The following is an 18029-nucleotide window of genomic DNA, read 5'->3' as shown; positions in this document are numbered from 1 at the left end:
TCAGGTATTAAAAGGAAATAGGTTTTCTCTTTCTTGGCTCTTTATTTTTATTGTTTTCATTACTTTCATTATTTTGTTTTTTATCTGATGGCTTTATTGCTTCATCAACAGAGTTACTCGATTTAGGCTCATTTACCTGTTCGGCAAGTGATTCATTAATAATAACTTGAATAACTTCACCGTTAAATTCGACAATATCGTTATGATAAACTTTCTTGCGCTTTTGAAATTCGACCTCGCCATTTAGTAGTACATAACCTTCACTGATCACGATTTTAGCTTCTCCGCCACCGCCAACGAGATCAGCTACTTTTAATAACTTACATAACTCTATAGGTTGCTGTGCTAATTGTATTTCTAGATAACTTGACACTGGATTCCTTAATTGATTATTTTTCGATTTATAGCAAGATGAATTAATAGATTAATTGTTTGTACTCTATGGTTATCTCATTAAATTCAACTGTTAATGAATTAAACTTATAAGATGAGTTTTTGATTAAAGCATGTGCTTTCTTACTAAGGAGTACGTCTTGCGCTTCGGCAATATCTTCACCCAATACACTCGCTGAATTAACGCAAGCTCCGTAGAGGTATTGACCATTAATATTTAAAAACTTCCCAAAGTCTATCCCTGCACAAATTTTTATATCGCGAGCTTCTGGAGATAGGCTGTTTATTTGCGACATTTTATCATTAATTTCAACAATAGCACTAATGGCGTCGTTGATATCGGTAAAAATTGAGAAAGAATTGTCGGCAACAAAGTTAATGACTTTACCATTATATCGAGGTACAGACATAGAGATAATGTCTTGCATTTTCTTTATCATGGTTAAATAGTAAACGATACCGAGTTCATTGGTTACTTGAGTAAAGTACGACATATCGGTCACCAGCACTAGCGCTTCTTGGCCGAACATTTGCCAAACTTCATCTTCAACTTCTTGCCATTGCGCGGGGTAAGAGTTCGAAGCCGAGCCAAGTAAGCGATATAAGCGGGGATGCTCAATTATATTCATTTTACCCCTAAATTAAAATTTACAGTGTTGTGCGGTCAAGCGGTCGGTAAATATTTTGGCGCTTAATTACTCTTTGTACATAATGTTTGGTTTCATCATAAGGTAGGTTTTCAACCAACTGTTGGTATACCTCATCAGGCGTCAAAGTATTAATTATTTTAGCAGCACGGCTGATATTACGAGATTTATCTTTATTAAAGGTTTTAGCTACGTTACCACTCCCAGTATTGTAGGCAGCTACAATACAGTATAGTCGTGATTGCGGGTTAGTGATTTTTCTTAAATAGCGAGAATTCAAAATGTGTAAGTAAGCACCACCGGTTTCTATATTTTCATTGGGTGAAAATAAGTAAGATTGCGCCATTGGCTGATCTTTTTTATACAAAAATCGATTAACATCAACTCCCGCTGTTCTAGGCACAATTTGCATTAAGCCAAATGCTGGAACATGAGATTGTGCTTTGGGATTAAAGTGGCTTTCAGTATGCATAATTGCCAGCATCAAGCTTGGTGAAAGCTGCCAACGATCACTTTGAGTTTTTACTTGTGCAATAAAAGGCTCAGCTTTAGCTAGGTTATTTTTATGCGCAAGTGGCATGGTAAATGTAGTAATTTTTTTATTTTTTAAGGCTTCTTTTTGTTTGTTGTTATTTACTAGTTTAGCTGTTTGAGCTTGCAAAGCTGCAATTCGCTGTTGTTTTTCTTTTTCTATTTGTGCTTTTTGTTGCGCAATACTTTTTTCGGTTGTTTCTTCCTCTACTTTTGCATTAACGCTACTATCTGGCTGAATTTCTTCTTGGGCATTGAGAAGGTCATAAACTTTCTCTATTTGTTGCTCTTGTGCAGCTGATTGTTGCTCAATAATTTTTATCTCTTTTTCAACAACAGCTTTTTGATTGTCAACAGGCGAGGGAGCTATTTCCACTTTATTTGCAGATGTAATAAGTTTCGTCGCTAATTTTTCATCAACACTTTCACCAACTAGCTGTGCCAAAGCTTCATCTTTTTGAGATTGCTCAGTTAACGCTGCTACTACTGCTTGCTGATCAACACCTTCATCGCTATCGTGTAAAACACTAACGCGTATTTCGTTCTTTTCAAAATCGAGAACCGTTTTAACCTTTTTGTCTTCGCTGTAGTCAACGTACTCTTCTTGTGATGATACTTCGGCATCTCCCCATAAACTAATTAAGTTGTCTCTAACATCATCAAGTTTTTGAAAGTGTTCTTGTCTAAATTGTTGGTACTCTGCCAAATAGTCAGCTTTCCATTGTTCAAACTCTTGTAACTCAGCTTCGCTACCTTCGTACTCAAATGCTTCCATGGCTTGATCTAATTCAGCAAAAGGATCATCTTCAGGTGGATTATTTTGCTCAGCAAAAGTTGCTGAAGAAATAGCTGATGTTAGTGTCAGTAATAGAGCTGAAGTTGTTAAACGCAATTTCATGGGGGTAATCCTTTAGCTTTTTGTAAACATTTGGAATTCGTAGCGGGTCAGTAGAGCTTCGGCAATAACAATAGGCTCTAATTCAGTGATAGCATAAAAGTTAGGATGAATAATATTTCTAATATCATTTATTGGGGCCACCAATGCTTGTTCATCTTCGGCGAACGTTACTTTTTGATCGAGGTTTTCTATTAATTTAGCCACTTTGTTTTTATTATCTATTAGTGACGAGCTTTCTTGAGGCATCGCGCCGTATTCAACATAACCTCGCATCAAGGTAAGAAACATCTGCTGCTTACCTAAGTCTTGAGATTCAATGAAATAGAGTAAATTTCCGACATCATAACTATAAATACCGGTTGTTTTATGCGCTTTTGCTAACGTTTTTGTCCCTAACTCTTCAGAAAATGGAATTTTAGGCGCAAAACCGTCTTTTAAAGGGAAGACACTATAACCGACTAAGCGATCGTCTTTAGATATCAAAGTTAGATGGTATTTTGCTTTACTATAATAGTGAAATTGCAATTGAAGATTTAGTGATGATCGCTTTAATACGTGTGGCTCTCCAACGAGAGATTTAACATACTCCATACTATTACCAACATGTATTTTTTCAATGAGATCGTATTCAATACTATGGGTGAAGTGTGTCAGTGTCGCTTCATAAATACTTGAAGCTAAATCTTTGGTGTCGTTAAATTGGCCGGCGGTGATCATTACGATGCCAATCATCATGATAGAAGTTTGTAATTTTTTCCAAAAAGACGGGGTGGGAGTAGCTGCTTGCTCTTCTAAGCTATCTTCAACAAGATCTTCAACAACATCTTTTAATTGTTCATCCATAATCTTAATTTTACACTATTGGCGCTAATAAAAATCTGTGTAGAGCAGGTTTGTTACCCTACACAGATTGACTCATTTAGATAAACTAATTAGTTTGTTAAACGATGAATTTCTTTCTCAAGGCTTTGCTCTGCTTTATGCGCTTTAAACTCTTGATATAAGAATTTTTCATCTTGTGGGTTAACTGAGCGGCCGCTTTCTTTAACAATGGCATCGAACAATTCTTTTGTTGCCGATGGGCTTAATGTTGTTAAAACACAAAAGTGTTGCTTGCCAGCAATATCAACAATATCAGACTTTATTGCACGAGAGCCGACTAGAGTCTTTTTGGTTAGTTGCTTTGAAACAGAGCTAAATGTGGAGCCTACTGTAGTATCGTCATTAGAATCGGTACGATTTGAATAAGTTTTATCTAAACCTTCAATACGAGTTTCTAATTGCTGAGCTAACGCTAGGCGACCATTTGCAGTAGCCATTTTTTGATCGACAGATAAATTACCAGAAAACTTCACGCAATCGGTGGCGGCAATACCATCTTCAACAACGGGGTTAAGTACCCATTGAGGGATACCTGCAGTTAAGCTATTTGTTTTTGGCGCTGGAGCCTCTTCTTTTTTAGTTGAACCACAAGCGGCCAAAATAGTAGTCATGGCTGCAACAATGATAAGCTTTTGAGTTTTCATGTTATTTCCTTTTTTGTTATTCAATTGTTAAATACTAGTTATAAATAATTTCTATTGATATTGCTATGTAATTTTAATTTTATCTTTTAAATAAGAGCGTTTATTGACTGTTTTGATTTTCTTCCAAGAGCCAAGTATAGATGACTAATTGATTATCTTCTTCAATAATTTTAATGTCTTGTAACTTAGCCGATACCGTTGCTGACGTTGTCATTGTGGTTTTAGCTAGTGAATATAAGCCATTTTCATTACGAATTTGGTAATTATGATCAATGTCAATTTGTTTAATTTTTGCAAGCTCTAATAAGCCCTCTTTTATCGAATGTTTTATTGCGCTGCTAAATAAACCATCAGCAGTAATGCCTGAGAAAATCCCAACCACACCGGTTATATTTTCAAGGTTTGGCTCAGTTTTCCACAAAGAAAATGGTTTAGCATTTTTATCATTTATTAGGTGTGTATTGTGCGGTTTTATATCATGACCACTAAGGTAACTATATTGTGCAAACATATAACTTGGGGTCTGGCAGCTTTGAGTATTTAACAATTTACGTTTGTCTGCCAACGCTTGAATATTCCCCTTGTGTTCGCTATAGCCCCATTGCTGAAAATTACCTTCAGATTTTACTTTGTAGCTATAATCATCGACCTTTGATTTAGAGATAAATTGTAGAAAGACTTGTGCATTTTCATACGTTTTATTTAGCTGTTTTGAAGGGTTACTGGTGTTTTGACTGACACTGATAATATGCTTGTTATCAGTGTCACATAACCAACTTGGAGAGCATTGACTAAAGTTACATGTTTGCAGAGAGCATGTTTGTAGTAACCACGTTTGCTGAGCCTTAATATTTTTACTATCCTCCAGACTTGCATACGCGTACATCGCCTGACTATCAATGTACGGTTCAGAAAATACCACTTTAGCACCTGAAGATAAGGTAAGAGAATTACTGGTGAAGTCATAAGTATCTTGTGGCTCATCTAATGAATAATAATCTAGTAGTTTCATCAGAGCTCTTTGTCTGCTAGCAATTAATGAACCATTAACTTTGGCACTAAATGGACTAGCCGCGCCAATGAAACCTAAATGTTGCTGATTAACGGGGGTGTTAAACCAACATGGCGAGATATTGTGAGCATGGCTTACTATGCTCATAAAAAGCATGATAAAGAAACAAGCTATTTTAGGATAGATTGAAGGTACTTTTTGAATATCTGTCATGTAGGTTATTGCCACAGTGATCGAATTTTAAAGGCTATTCAATGTTTGCCCAACCGATGTAACATGTTCGAAAATGCTTTTGCTATAAATCACCTTAGCGATATCCCCAAGGTTAAGTTGTTGAGCCACTTGTGGATTTACCTCAACCCATGATGATTTATTTTGAATGATATCAGTTACTTCGCCATCCCCAATTTCAAACTCATTAACTGAAACTTCGTCTGTTAGTGCGTGCCTTTTTTCAACTTGTCGTATAAATTTAATATCATCACCGTGGGTTAACTGTCGATTAGCACCTAAACTAATTTGAATGTAATGTTTGTTATTCACCACCCTATATTCTAAAACATAAGCTTTAGGTGCGAATGCATTTTGAATTGTTGTACGGTAGTTACGTACTGCCGTAGTTGCGGCTTCATTAATCAAACCATACATTTCAACAGCTGGTAATCGACAACTAGAGCCTCTGGTATCACGGCTAATGGTTGCAACACCATCTAAAGACACTTGATTATTTAATTTTAAATTAGGTAGTTTAAATGACTTTGCTGTTCCTTTTACTTTCGCTTTGAAAGTACAAGAAGGCTCAATCCAGACTTTTTTACCGGTGAAAATATTTTTTCCTTCATGTCCTTCAGTAAAATCATGACTAAATGATGCTGACGCTATATTTGTCCATATAGCAATATCAGCAACATCGACGGTTGATTCGCTATACTGCCCGGTAGTTTCATAAGCGATGAGCTCATCCTTAACTTTATCTGCCATTGAGCGGTCGATAATTTCTAAGCCGGCTTTTTGTAATATGTTATCAAGCGAGTTATTCAGTGCGTTAACTGATTGCGACTTTTTTGCTAACTGATTATTAGTTTCAGTAGGGACGACGATAACTCTAATTGCTTTACCCTGTAATTGCTCTTTTGTAGGCATTATTTGCGCTTTAGCTAAAGGGCGTTGATATTTAGGGTTACTTTGAAAATCTAATTTATTATCAATAGTCGACTTACAAGCTACTACCGATAGTGAGCTTAGAATTATTAGGGCAGTTTTGTTCATGTGAAATCCTTTTTATTATTGTGTTATCGCTAATATTTGCCAAATGGATTGCTGTTGTAATTTGTTTTTCATTTGTGCAACTGCAGCTTTTCTAGCATTGTTATAGTTAGACACAGACTGCCCTGACAGTGTCATACTATGGCTAGCTAAACTAACTGATTTATCATCAATTAGTTCAAAACTTACTTCATTAGAAGAAACATATTTTTTAAATAAGATACTTTGCTGTTCGGTATTTGCAACTAATAATTTATCTTCACAACTATTAATAATTCTAATTTGTTGTTTAGTTAAACTTTCTTTAACTGCTTTAATAAAGTCAGCAGACTGTTTGTTTTGATCAATTAGCGCTACACATAAAGCTTTTTGATTTTTAATTACTTGCTCTGATAAGGAGTTCCAAGAAGATAGGTTGGTGTTAATATCATTTTCTGGAGACAATAACTTGATAATTGCTGCTAAACGATAAGCTGAGCTAGCATTTGACTGGAGTAAGTTGTTACTTTGTGAGTACCAAACAAGCTTGCTAGTAGTATTCTTCTTTTCCAACATATTTTCAGCAAGCTTATTTTCTTGTAATAATTTTTCTTTGCTTGCCTGTAATATCTTCGCTTTTTCAACTTTAATTAATGAATAAACAGTTTGGTTAAATGCTTCATTCTTAACAACTTGATATTGAGTTATTGGTGTTTGTTCAGTAGATAGCTGTACCTGATCATCAATATATTTTTGATAACTTTGATTAGCAACCTGTTGACGTTGTTGATAGATGCTACTTACAGTGACACCAAGCTTGCTCGATACATCTTTAAGTGCAGCAGCATTAGCCGTTTTCAAGTTGTAACCACTACCTAAACCGTAAAAAACATTGCTGGTATCTTGTGGAGGGCTTGTAACCCAATTAGGTAACTTTATTGACTCAGTTTTGCTAGTACTTTGACAGGCGCTTAACGCTGTAAGTACTAATAACATTGATAACCATGATAACTTTGACACTTTAACGTCCTGTAACAAATGTAACTAGGCTAAAATATAGCAAGGGCTTTATATTTTGTCATCCCTTTGCTGAATATTACCTATTTATTAATCATATTTATAACAAGGTTTTATTTAACTTTTATCGATAATATTTACTAAATAGTAAAAAAAGACTTGAATAAGTGGTACGACCAGTGTTTTAATCACTGTTATTATCTATATTTAATTTACCCAGTAAATAAATCACTTTTTTGGTAGGAGCACTTTATGCTTAGTTACAAGGCACCAATAACCGACATCAAATTCTTAATTGAAGATGTTTTTGATTATTATGGACACTATGAAAAATATCCAGAATTTGAAGAAGCTACACCAGATCTTGGTGACGCTATTTTTCAAGAATGTGCAAAATTCTGTGAAAATGAGTTGCTTCCTTTATACCAAAGTGGTGATAAAGAAGGTTGTACATTTGATGAAGGTCAAGTAACTACACCAAAAGGTTTTAAAGCTGCTTATGAGCAATTTGTAGCAGGAGGCTGGCCAAGTTTATCTCACCCTGTAGAGCACGGTGGTCAAGGTTTACCTCCCTCATTTGGTATGGTTAGCTCTGAAATGATGGGCACAGCGAATTGGTCATGGGCAATGTACCCAGGTTTAAGTCATGGTGCGATGAATACTGTTAAATCACATGGCTCTGAAGCACAAAAAGAATTATATTTAACGAGACTAACAGAAGGTACTTGGACAGGTACTATGTGTTTAACTGAGCCACAATGTGGTACTGATTTAGGCCAAGTTAAAACCAAGGCTGAGCCAAATGATGATGGTACTTATAATATTACCGGCACTAAAATATTTATATCAGCAGGTGAGCATGACTTAACTGATAATATCATTCACATTGTACTTGCTAGATTACCCAATGCGCCAAAAGGTACCCGTGGTATTTCATTATTTATCGTACCTAAAGTGAAAACTGATACACAAGGTGTATTAGGTGAGTCTAACAATGTTACTTGTGGTTCGATTGAAGATAAAATGGGTATCAAAGCATCATCAACAGCTGTATTAAATTTCGATAATGCTGTGGGTGAGCTAATTGGTCCTGAAAATAAAGGTTTAGAATGTATGTTCACCTTTATGAATACGGCACGTATTGGTACCGCTTTACAAGGTATATGTGCTGCTGAGTTATCTTATCAAAATGCCCTGATCTATGCTAAAGAACGTTTATCTATGCGTTCATTAACGGGCAAGAAATATCCAGAACAAGTTGCTGACCCTATTATTGTTCATCCTGATGTACGTAAAATGTTAATGACTCAGAAAGCTATTTCTGAAGGTGGTCGTGCCATGATCTATTACGCAGCAAAAATTGTTGATGAAATAGAAATGGCCAAAACAGATGAAGAAAAGAAAATAGCTGATGATAAATTAGGATTTATCACACCTATTTTAAAAGCCTTTTTAACAGAGCTAGGCCTAGAAGCTGCAAACCATGGTGTGCAGATATTTGGTGGTCATGGTTATATCAAAGAGTGGGGGATGGAACAAATTGTTCGTGATGCGCGTATTTCTACTTTGTATGAAGGCACAACTGGTATTCAAGCTCTTGACTTACTTGGTCGCAAAATCTTATTAACTCACGGTCGTTCGTTAAAAACGTTTACCAAAGAAGTGCTTGGCTTTTGTAAAGATAAAAGCATGCTATCGAGTAACCCGCATAAACGCCAAATGAATAAATTTATCTGGCCATTAAGTAAAGCGGTTGCTAATTGGCAGCAATATTCACTTAGATTAGCGTTAAAAGCGAAGAAAGATCGCGATATTGTCGGCTCAGCATCAGTAGATTACTTAATGTTTTCTGGTTACATAGTGATGGGTTACTTTTGGGCAAAAATGGCGCAAGCTTCTTATGAGAAGTTAGCGGATAAAAACCTTGAAAATAGAGACTTTTATCGAGCTAAAATTAAAACCGCAGAGTTTTATTTTGAACGAATGCTACCTAAAACAAAGTCTTTAGGTAAAACTATGATGGCAGATCCAAAGACATTGATGCAACTTGATCAAGAGTTATTGTCATTTTTGTAAGAATTAATCTTACGCTAAAAAAAACGCACAAGTGAATCACTTGTGCGTTTTTTATTAAACGTTATAAAAGTTAACTCTTTAAGCCCATAATCCAACCCATTAGCTTTCGCGTAACTTGGTAAATTGGTTCAATTGAACGCTCACTATGCTTTAAAGGTAATTGACTATATTCTAATTGTGAAAAAACCGTCATCATTAATTGCGCATCTATTTCCGGATCTTTTTTATTAAAATATCCCGCTAACATGGTGAACGGTCTCAATTGTGATTCTTCATGAATCTGAGCTAACTTTTTAAGCTCTGGTGTCACTTGCATTGTTGTGAACATGAGTTGCTCAACAGCAAGAGATATCGTATTTGTGTTTATATGATCGAAGATATATTCCGCAACCATGGTTGCCATATTATCGCAAAGTTCGGTTTTTACTGAAACTTTTCTTAAACTTGCTTTATCAATGTTTTCAAAGGTTTTAAATGCCTGTTGTAAAATATAATCTGTTCGTTTTCGCATTAAACTTGAGTTTAACTCAAATGCTTGCTGAACTAATTCTTGTATATCTTTAAAGTAATATGTAGTCAAAGAAAGCTGAATGTCTGCATGAGTAGCTATTGCTCTATGAGTTGTCCCTTTTATGCCGTGAGTAGCTAATACTTCAATGGCTGCAATTAATATTTTTTCACGGGTTCGCTCGCCTTTTGAACGACGTGAAACAGTTTTATTCTTTGTGGTTTCCATTTTCGCTAAAGACATTTATCAATCTTCTAAATATGAACTAGTTAAAAATTAACCATATTTTAACATAAATTTAAAACATGTTTCAATTTTGTTTTTTTAATCAATTATGTAGAAAATGTGTTTAGCAAAAACGGTGTAATCAATATTAGCTAGTAGTTAATTCTGAAGGATCAAAGTCATCTACTGCGATAATTGATTTCCTTCCTACTTCAGTATTTATAAGTAAGTTTGCTTCCTGCTCTGTAATTGCATCAGCTTGTAAACCAAGCTCAGCGACTTTGTCCAAGTCATAAAAAGGCAGTGATTTGTTGATAGCAGTGCAGACTTTATTAAAAATAGGCTCGCAGGCAATAATATTCTCAAGTGTCTGTTCAAGTAAGCCAAATACATTGTCATTTTCACGGGATAAATATTGACCTTGACCCACTCTAGACCTAGCGGCACTTGGTGTTTGTAGTAACCTTGCTACTCTATGATCTAAATCATCACTTGGTTTAGTAAGCCAAGTTCCTAATGGAAAAATAATAAGACGCAAAGTGAACGCTAACCATCTATTTGGAAAGTTATGTAAAATCCCATCTATTGCTTGTTGGCACTCATATAATGAGCTTTCCACTGCCCATTGTAATAATGGCAAGTCATCACTATTTCTCCCTTCATCGTTATAGCGTTTTAAAGAGGCGCTAGCTAAATATAAGTGGCTAAGTACATCACCTAGTCGTGCGGATAGTCGCTCTTTACGTTTTAAGTCTGAGCCTAAAGAGAGCATAGCTATGTCTGAAAGCATGGCTAAATTAGCACTAAATCGAGTTAATAATTGATAGTAGTGCTGAGTTTCATCATTAAATGGGCTTGAAAGAAATCGAGCGCCAGTGATTGAACACCATAAGCTTCTTGAAATATTACTGATACTAAAACCGATATGGCCAAATAATGCATGATCAAAGTCTTCAATTGCTTGCAGCTCATTATCATTGTTAGCTGCTTGAAGTTCAGCGAGTACATATGGGTGGCATCTTATTGCGCCTTGTCCATAAATAATTAAACTACGAGTTAATATATTCGCTCCTTCAACTGTGATGGCGATGGGGGCTCCTTGATAGCCACGAGCTAGGTAGTTATTAGGCCCCATACAAATACCTTTACCACCATGAATGTCCATTGCATCAATAATAGAGGAACGCATTTTTTCGGTTAAATGGTACTTAGCAATAGCAGAAATTACCGAGGGTTTTTCACCTAAATCTATCGCTCCAGTAGACATGGTCGTCACCGCATCCATTAAGTAAGCATTACCACCAATGCGCGCTAAAGGCTCTTCAACACCTTCCATTTTACCGATTGGAAGTTTGAACTGGCGACGGATGCGACTATAAGCCCCTGTAGCTAATGCTGTTGCTTTGATGCCTCCAGCACTATTTGAGGGAAGGGTTATCGCACGACCTACCGATAAACATTCAACTAACATACGCCAGCCTTGGCCTGCCATATCGCTACCACCGATAATATAATCTAAAGGAACGAAGACATCTTTGCCCTGAGTAGGGCCATTTTGAAAAGGGACATTAAGTGGGAAATGTCGTCTGCCGATAGTAATACCTTCTAGATCCGTAGGGATAAGTGCACAAGTGATCCCTAAGTCAGTTTGTTCAGATAACAAATGATCTGGATCTTCTAGTTTGAATGCTAAACCTAACACTGTCGCAATAGGAGCTAGGGTAATATAGCGTTTATCCCAGTTGAGGTTCATACCGAGCACTTCTTTACCTTCAAATTCTTGACGACAAATGATACCAGTATCAGGAATAGCTCCTGCGTCAGACCCAGCCTCCGGGCTAGTTAGTGCGAAACAGGGGATTTCCTCACCGCTAGCAAGGCGTGGTAAGTAATGCTCTTGCTGAGCTTGGGTGCCATACGCTTGTAACAATTCACCGGGGCCTAGTGAATTCGGCACTCCAACAGTGCTAGCTAAAACGGTGCTAACGCCGGTTAGCTTTTGTAAAACTCTTGATTGTGCATAAGCTGAAAATTCTAGACCACCATATTTTTTCTTGATGATCATGGCAAAAAACTTGTTATCTTTTAAAAATTGCCAAACTTGTGGTGATAAATCAGCAATTTCATGTGTTGTATGCCAATCATCCATCATGGCACAAACTTGCTCTGTCGGACCGTTAAGAAATGCTTCTTCTTCAGCACTTAACCTTGGCTGAGGGTAATTATGTAATTTCTTCCAATCAGGATTACCTCTAAACAATTCAGCGTCGAACCAAGTTGTACCTGCATCAATGGCTTGCTGTTCTGTTTCAGACATTTGCGGCATTATTTTTTTAAATATTGCCAATAATGGCATAGAGATGAACTGCTTACGAAAGCTGCTGATATTTAGAGGTAGCGCAATGACGGCAAATAATAACCAAGAAACAAAACCGATAACATTTACAAATGAGCCTATTGCCATCAGAGCAATAAATGCCAAGGTAAAACTTGATAATGAAATTCTTTTATAACTCATGTACCAAGATAACGAAAATGCGATTAAGAGCCAGATGCCAATGTCCATGAATTTACTTCCCTAAAGTTTATAAAGTAATGAATACAAAAATAATTTTTTTCAATGGTATACTATATTTATAGGATAAATTATCCTGTTAGCCAAGCATATTTTACCTTTGCTTTACAATACTATATTAGAAAAAAGACCTATGAAAGGGGAGATTTATGTGCGAGCTTTTGGCGATGTCAGCCAATGTACCAACCGATATCTGTTTTAGCTTTAGTGGTTTGATGCAAAGAGGTGGGAATACCGGACCACATAAAGATGGCTGGGGGGTGACTTTCTATGAAGGTAAGGGATGTCGAAGTTTTAAAGATCCAAACCCTAGTGCACAATCACCCATTGCAGAGTTAGTCACTAAATACCCGATGAAAAGTGAGGCGGTAATATGTCATATTCGTCAAGCTAATTCTGGTGGAGTCTGTTTAGAGAATACTCACCCATTTACACGGCAAATGTGGGGGAAAAACTGGACTTATGCTCATAATGGTCAACTAAAATCCTTTGATGAAGAATTAGCGATTAAATTCCATCTACCAATTGGTACCACGGATAGTGAGCATGCTTTTTGTTGGATACTTGATCAGCTTCACAATAAATTCGGTGCTAATGAGCCATCAGCAAAAACACTCTTTAGTTATATAGCCTCATTAGCCAGTAAAATAGATGAGTTAGGAGTGGCTAATATCATTATCACCAACGGTGAAAGTTTATTTGCGTATTGCTCTAATAATTTACATTGGATTACTCGCAGGGCACCATTTGGTAAAGCGAGTCTAATTGATGCTGAGATGGCTGTTGATTTTCATAAAGAAACGACAGCCAATGATATAGTTACTGTGATCGCCACCCAGCCGTTAACGGATGATGAAACCTGGCATAAAATGAACCCTGGGCAATGGCAGTTGTTTTGTTTAGGTGAAGTTGTTATATAAGGCACTTCAATAATTAAAACTCACATCTATAAAGTATTATTTATCCTAAGTCTTTATACCCTTTATTGACTATTGGTTATCGTGTTCATGTGCTCTTTATGTTTTCTTTTTGAACAGCACAGGGAACTAACTATTTTATTTCTGAAATTAAGCCAAGACTATTGACTTAAAAACACCGATAATTAGTTTAATTTAGTTTTATTCGCTATTAATCTTTAATCGTGACTAAAAAGACATAAAGTAAAAAGATAGCAGTAACCTCACATGATTTCGGAAACAAAGTAATGGAAATTAAAGTAAATTATCTCGACAACCTTAGAATTGAAGCAAAGTTTGATGACTTTAGTGTAATAGCCGACCAACCTATTCGATATAAAGGTGATGGATCTGCACCTAGTCCATTTGATTATTTTTTAGCATCATCAGCTCTATGTGCGGCTTACTTTGTACGCGTATATTGTTTATCTCGTGATATTTCTACTGAAAACATAAGGCTATCTCAGAACAATATTGTTGACCCTGAAGATCGATATAATCAAATCTTTCAAATTCAAGTGGAATTACCTGAAAGTATTTCAGAGAAGGATAAAAAGGGTATTTTAAGATCTATCGATCGCTGTACAGTGAAAAAAGTAGTTCAAAAAGTTCCTGAATTTAAAGTTGATGCGGTAGAAAACCTCGCAGAAGACGCTCAAGCCATGTTAATGGGGCAAGCGACGGAAGATACCAATACCTATATATTAGGGAAAGATTTACCGTTAGAGCAGACTATCGAAAATATGACTAAAATCTTGGCGGATTTAGGCATGAAAATAGAAATATCTTCTTGGCGTAATATTGTGCCTAATGTTTGGTCTTTACATATCAGAGATGCTGCTTCGCCAATGTGTTTCACAAACGGTAAAGGATCTACCAAAGAAAGTGCACTTTGCTCAGCGCTAGGAGAATTTATCGAGCGGCTAAATTGTAATTTCTTCTATAATGATCAGTTTTTTGGAGAAGAAATCGCCAATAGTGATTTTGTTCATTATCCAAATGAAAAGTGGTTTAAACCAGAGGTTAACGATGAATTGCCCGAGGGAATCCTAGATGATTATTGCCATGATATTTATAATCCTGACAATGAGTTACGTGGCTCAAATTTAATAGATACAAACTCTGGAAATGTCACACGTGGTATTTGCGCTATTCCATACACCCGTCATTCTGATGGTGAAACGGTTTATTTTCCATCTAACTTAATAGAGAATTTATTTTTAAGTAATGGTATGAGTGCAGGCAATAACCTCGCCGAAGCTAAAGTACAGTGTTTGTCTGAAATATTTGAAAGGGCAGTAAAAAGACAGATTATTGAGCAAGAAATTGTCTTACCTGATGTTCCTCAACATGTTTTAGAGCAATATCCCGATATCATTGCAGGTATTAAAGGTCTTGAAGAGCAAGGCTTTCCAATTGTTGTTAAAGACGCATCATTAGGTGGGAAGTTCCCGGTAATGTGCGTTACATTAATTAATCCAAGAAATGGTGGGGTATTTGCCTCATTTGGTGCTCATCCAAGCATGGAAGTAGCGCTAGAGCGAAGTCTAACGGAACTACTACAAGGTCGCAGCTTTGAAGGTCTTAATGATGTGCCAAAACCGACTTTCAATAGCATGGCTGTTGCTGAGCCTGAAAATTTTGTTGAACACTTTATCGATTCAACAGGTGTGATATCTTGGCGATTCTTTAGCAATAAACACGATTATCAGTTCAACGACTGGGACTTTTCAGGTACTAACGAGCAAGAATGTGAAAGCTTATTTGCTATTTTAAACGAGCTGGGTAAAGAAGCATATGTTGCTGTGTTTGATGAGCTTGGCGCTACTGCATGTCGTATATTGGTCCCGGGCTATTCTGAAGTATACCCTGTAGAGGACTTGATTTGGGATAATACCAATAAGTCATTACTTTACCGTGAAGATATTTTAAACATTCATAAGTTAAGTGAAGATTCGTTAGTTGATTTGGTCGAACGCCTTGAAGAGAGCCAGTTAGACAATTACATCGATATTATCACCTTAATCGGCATTGAATTTGATGAGAATACCGTTTGGGGACAATTAACCATACTTGAGTTGAAAATTCTTATTTATCTTGCTCTTGGTGAACAGGAAGAAGCGATGGAGTTGGTAGGAGAGTTCTTACAATACAATGATAATACGGTTGAGAGAGGTTTGTTTTACCAAGCAATTCAAACCGTATTAGAAATATCGCTTGATGATGAACTAGCATTAGATAACTTTATCGATAACTTAAATAAAATGTTCAGTAAAGAAGTAATGGAAAATGTTATAGGTTCGATATCAGGAGAAGTGAGATTTTATGGTTTAATCAAAACCAGCATGGAGCTTGAAGGTTTAGATAAACACCTGCGATTAATTGAAAGTTATAAAAAACTTCATCAAGCACGAAAACTAAAAGCACAATCTGATAGTTAGTAACTCACACCTTTATTATAAACACCGGCCTCTAATAAAGAGGGTGGTGTTTCATCTAATTTGTTAATTAAGCGGTTTGCTAGCGAACAGCACTCTTTGAATTGATAAACTTAGTTATCTAAAGGTAATGTTAATGAAAATACACTACCTTTGTTTATTTCGCTTTTCACATTGATAGAGCCATTGTGAGCTAAAGCAATATGTTTAACTATTGATAGGCCTAACCCTGTGCCACCTAATGCTCTGCTTCGAGCTTTATCTACCCGATAAAAACGCTCAAATAAACGCGACAAATGCTCTTCCGGAATTCCTGTTCCTTTATCCTCTACACTAATGACAACGGCATTATCTTCTTTAACGACTGTGATTATTATTTCACTATCGCCGTTACTGTATTTTATGGCGTTATTTAGCAGATTGATTATCGCTTGTTCTATTAACGATGAATTATGTTTAAAAGTGATGTCTTCGCCGCTATTTAAGATAATGTTAATGTTTCGTTTTAGCGCCTTATCTTTACAAAGGAATATCGCATTACTTAATGCTGCTGTAATAGACTCATCATCAAAATCAATTTCATCTATTTCTGTTTCTTTCTCAATTTTAGATAAGGTTAATAAGTTCTCGATAATACTTTCTAAACGTATAGAGTGAGTATGAATTACCTCGATAAATTCGGTCATTTTTTCTCGACCAACATCTGGAAATTCAATCAAAGTTTCTGAAAGGCCTTGTATTGCCGTTAAAGGTGTTCGCAATTCATGGGATACATTGGCGACAAACTCTTTCCTTTGTAATTCAAACTCTTTCAGCTGAGTAATATCATTAAATACGATTAGTGTGCCACATTTATTTTTATGTATATCAAGCAATGGTGCTGATTGAGCAAATAACACTTGCTCAACGTCATTATGAATTACTATTTCTTGTCCGAACGGTTTATCTTGTTGTAAAGCGAAGAGAATAAGTTTATGCAATTCAACATTTTCAACTACATTTTGTAACTTTACACCTTCAATATCTTTCTCTGATATTTTTAAAATATTATAGGCTGATTGGTTAATACGTAGAATGTTTTCGTTGTTATCGACGGCAATTACCCCTTCAACCATACTGGAAAACACTGCTTCTTGCTCATTCCTTTGGTTGAGAATAATCTCTATACGCTGATTTAATTGAATAGCAATTTCGTTAAATGCTTGGCCTAATTGTTCAGATTCAAGCGAATCATTAGCACTTAATTGTACACGGCTAGAAAAGTCACCTTTGGCTAAACGTTGCGCCTGTACTTTCATAACGACTAAGGGTCTGACTAAAGATTTCGACATCCACCAGCTGGCAATCGCCATAATGATGATAAGAATAAAAAAACCTAAGGCAACTTTGTAGTAAATACTCAGCAAGGTGTTTTGCAGGGTGTCCAAAGTTGTAGATGTTCTCATTATCCCTATTAATTGGTTCTCTACCACGATAGGTTTAGCAAAATACATTGAATCAACTTTTAATGTTCGACCATACCGAATTGAAAGCCCTTTACCAAAACGTGTTGCCTGTTTTACTTCTGGGCGCTCTTTGTGATTGTCCATGGTTGATGGATCTTTTTTATTATCACCAATCACCACTCCAGATGGCAAAATAATGGTTATTCGGGTAGATGAATAATTACCTAGTTTGAGAGATTGCTGTTGAATTTCTTGATAGTCTTTAGCTTGTATCAGTCGAGAAAATTCAGGTGTTAATATTTTTGCTCGAATTTCTAAATCGTCAGCACGCTCCTGATAATGAAAGGTCTTAATAGACCATAGCGCGATCATCACAATGGCAAAAAGAGAGATAAAGGAAATTGTTAAAAAAGACGGATACAATTTCCAAAAAAGTGTTTTACGTTTTAGTTTCATATTAAGAATATTTATTATTTTTTAAGCACTTAACCGCATGAGTTCAATACTAAAGTAAAAGTAAATATTAACAAGTAAAGC

The 18029-nt window shown here is 36.1% G+C and carries 14 protein-coding genes; 3 read left to right on the top strand and 11 right to left on the bottom strand.

Going from position 1 to position 18029, the window contains the following annotated elements; translation table 11 throughout:
- Positions 1-7 precede the first annotated feature (7 nt).
- The 8 genes from AC27IF_RS13805 to AC27IF_RS13770 all read right to left on the bottom strand — a co-directional run bounded on the left by AC27IF_RS13805 (position 8) and on the right by AC27IF_RS13770 (position 7272).
- A complete protein-coding gene (locus AC27IF_RS13805; RefSeq protein WP_487054920.1) occupies positions 8-373 on the bottom strand; it encodes an RNA-binding S4 domain-containing protein in 366 nt (121 codons plus the stop codon).
- Between the two features lie 43 nt (positions 374-416).
- Entirely contained in the window at positions 417-1022 is a 606-nt protein-coding gene (locus AC27IF_RS13800; RefSeq protein ID WP_487054919.1) for a nucleotidyl cyclase domain-containing protein, read from the bottom strand.
- A 19-nt stretch (positions 1023-1041) separates the two neighbouring features.
- On the bottom strand, positions 1042-2469 hold the full coding sequence (locus tag AC27IF_RS13795) for a transglycosylase SLT domain-containing protein (RefSeq protein ID WP_487054918.1): 1428 nt from the start codon (positions 2467-2469) through the stop codon (positions 1042-1044).
- Positions 2470-2481: 12 nt separating this feature from the next.
- Positions 2482-3312: an ETEC_3214 domain-containing protein gene (locus tag AC27IF_RS13790; protein WP_487054917.1), complete on the bottom strand. Its 831-nt coding sequence runs from the start codon at positions 3310-3312 to the stop codon at positions 2482-2484.
- Positions 3313-3401: 89 nt separating this feature from the next.
- Complete coding sequence (locus tag AC27IF_RS13785; protein ID WP_487054916.1) at positions 3402-3995, bottom strand: hypothetical protein; 594 nt, start codon at positions 3993-3995, stop codon at positions 3402-3404.
- A gap of 100 nt (positions 3996-4095) precedes the next feature.
- Positions 4096-5220, bottom strand: coding sequence for a hypothetical protein (locus AC27IF_RS13780; protein ID WP_487054915.1), 1125 nt, complete (start codon positions 5218-5220; stop codon positions 4096-4098).
- A 27-nt stretch (positions 5221-5247) separates the two neighbouring features.
- Entirely contained in the window at positions 5248-6276 is a 1029-nt protein-coding gene (locus AC27IF_RS13775) for a hypothetical protein (RefSeq protein WP_487054914.1), read from the bottom strand.
- Between the two features lie 15 nt (positions 6277-6291).
- Positions 6292-7272 carry a hypothetical protein gene (locus AC27IF_RS13770; RefSeq protein ID WP_487054913.1) on the bottom strand — a complete coding sequence of 327 codons (981 nt, stop codon included), beginning with the start codon at positions 7270-7272 and terminating at the stop codon, positions 6292-6294.
- Positions 7273-7521: 249 nt separating this feature from the next.
- Here AC27IF_RS13770 and AC27IF_RS13765 point away from each other — a divergent pair, with 249 nt between their 5' ends.
- Positions 7522-9345 carry an acyl-CoA dehydrogenase C-terminal domain-containing protein gene (locus AC27IF_RS13765; RefSeq protein WP_487054912.1) on the top strand — a complete coding sequence of 608 codons (1824 nt, stop codon included), beginning with the start codon at positions 7522-7524 and terminating at the stop codon, positions 9343-9345.
- Positions 9346-9415: 70 nt separating this feature from the next.
- Here the strand turns inward: AC27IF_RS13765 and AC27IF_RS13760 are convergent, their stop codons facing one another.
- Positions 9416-10096, bottom strand: coding sequence for a TetR/AcrR family transcriptional regulator (locus tag AC27IF_RS13760; protein ID WP_487054911.1), 681 nt, complete (start codon positions 10094-10096; stop codon positions 9416-9418).
- A 130-nt stretch (positions 10097-10226) separates the two neighbouring features.
- Positions 10227-12644: an acyl-CoA dehydrogenase FadE gene (gene fadE, locus AC27IF_RS13755; protein WP_487054910.1), complete on the bottom strand. Its 2418-nt coding sequence runs from the start codon at positions 12642-12644 to the stop codon at positions 10227-10229.
- A gap of 158 nt (positions 12645-12802) precedes the next feature.
- Here fadE and AC27IF_RS13750 point away from each other — a divergent pair, with 158 nt between their 5' ends.
- A complete protein-coding gene (locus AC27IF_RS13750) occupies positions 12803-13573 on the top strand; it encodes a class II glutamine amidotransferase (RefSeq protein WP_487054909.1) in 771 nt (256 codons plus the stop codon).
- A 284-nt stretch (positions 13574-13857) separates the two neighbouring features.
- The gene (locus AC27IF_RS13745) at positions 13858-16050 is read left to right on the top strand and encodes an OsmC domain/YcaO domain-containing protein (RefSeq protein WP_487054908.1); all 2193 of its coding nucleotides are present in this window, start codon (positions 13858-13860) and stop codon (positions 16048-16050) included.
- Between the two features lie 110 nt (positions 16051-16160).
- Here AC27IF_RS13745 and AC27IF_RS13740 read toward each other — a convergent pair whose 3' ends face one another.
- The gene (locus tag AC27IF_RS13740; RefSeq protein WP_487054907.1) at positions 16161-17948 is read right to left on the bottom strand and encodes an ATP-binding protein; all 1788 of its coding nucleotides are present in this window, start codon (positions 17946-17948) and stop codon (positions 16161-16163) included.
- Positions 17949-18029: the final 81 nt, after the last annotated feature.

This window comes from Colwellia sp. KS18-150 (genome assembly GCF_057551365.1).
The sequence above is the reverse complement of the archived record's forward strand: the minus strand, read 5'-3'. Positions and strand labels throughout refer to the sequence as shown.

Bases quoted from the DNA above. Each gene is read 5' to 3' on its own strand.
- AC27IF_RS13800 (WP_487054919.1), bottom strand. From the start codon at position 1,022: ATGAATATAATTGAGCATCCCCGCTTATATCGCTTACTTGGCTCGGCT.
- AC27IF_RS13795 (WP_487054918.1), bottom strand. From the start codon at position 2,469: ATGAAATTGCGTTTAACAACTTCAGCTCTATTACTGACACTAACATCA.
- AC27IF_RS13790 (WP_487054917.1), bottom strand. From the start codon at position 3,312: ATGGATGAACAATTAAAAGATGTTGTTGAAGATCTTGTTGAAGATAGC.
- AC27IF_RS13785 (WP_487054916.1), bottom strand. From the start codon at position 3,995: ATGAAAACTCAAAAGCTTATCATTGTTGCAGCCATGACTACTATTTTG.
- AC27IF_RS13780 (WP_487054915.1), bottom strand. From the start codon at position 5,220: ATGACAGATATTCAAAAAGTACCTTCAATCTATCCTAAAATAGCTTGT.
- AC27IF_RS13775 (WP_487054914.1), bottom strand. From the start codon at position 6,276: ATGAACAAAACTGCCCTAATAATTCTAAGCTCACTATCGGTAGTAGCT.
- AC27IF_RS13765 (WP_487054912.1), top strand. From the start codon at position 7,522: ATGCTTAGTTACAAGGCACCAATAACCGACATCAAATTCTTAATTGAA.
- AC27IF_RS13760 (WP_487054911.1), bottom strand. From the start codon at position 10,096: ATGTCTTTAGCGAAAATGGAAACCACAAAGAATAAAACTGTTTCACGT.
- fadE (WP_487054910.1), bottom strand. From the start codon at position 12,644: ATGGACATTGGCATCTGGCTCTTAATCGCATTTTCGTTATCTTGGTAC.
- AC27IF_RS13750 (WP_487054909.1), top strand. From the start codon at position 12,803: ATGTGCGAGCTTTTGGCGATGTCAGCCAATGTACCAACCGATATCTGT.
- AC27IF_RS13745 (WP_487054908.1), top strand. From the start codon at position 13,858: ATGGAAATTAAAGTAAATTATCTCGACAACCTTAGAATTGAAGCAAAG.
- AC27IF_RS13740 (WP_487054907.1), bottom strand. From the start codon at position 17,948: ATGAAACTAAAACGTAAAACACTTTTTTGGAAATTGTATCCGTCTTTT.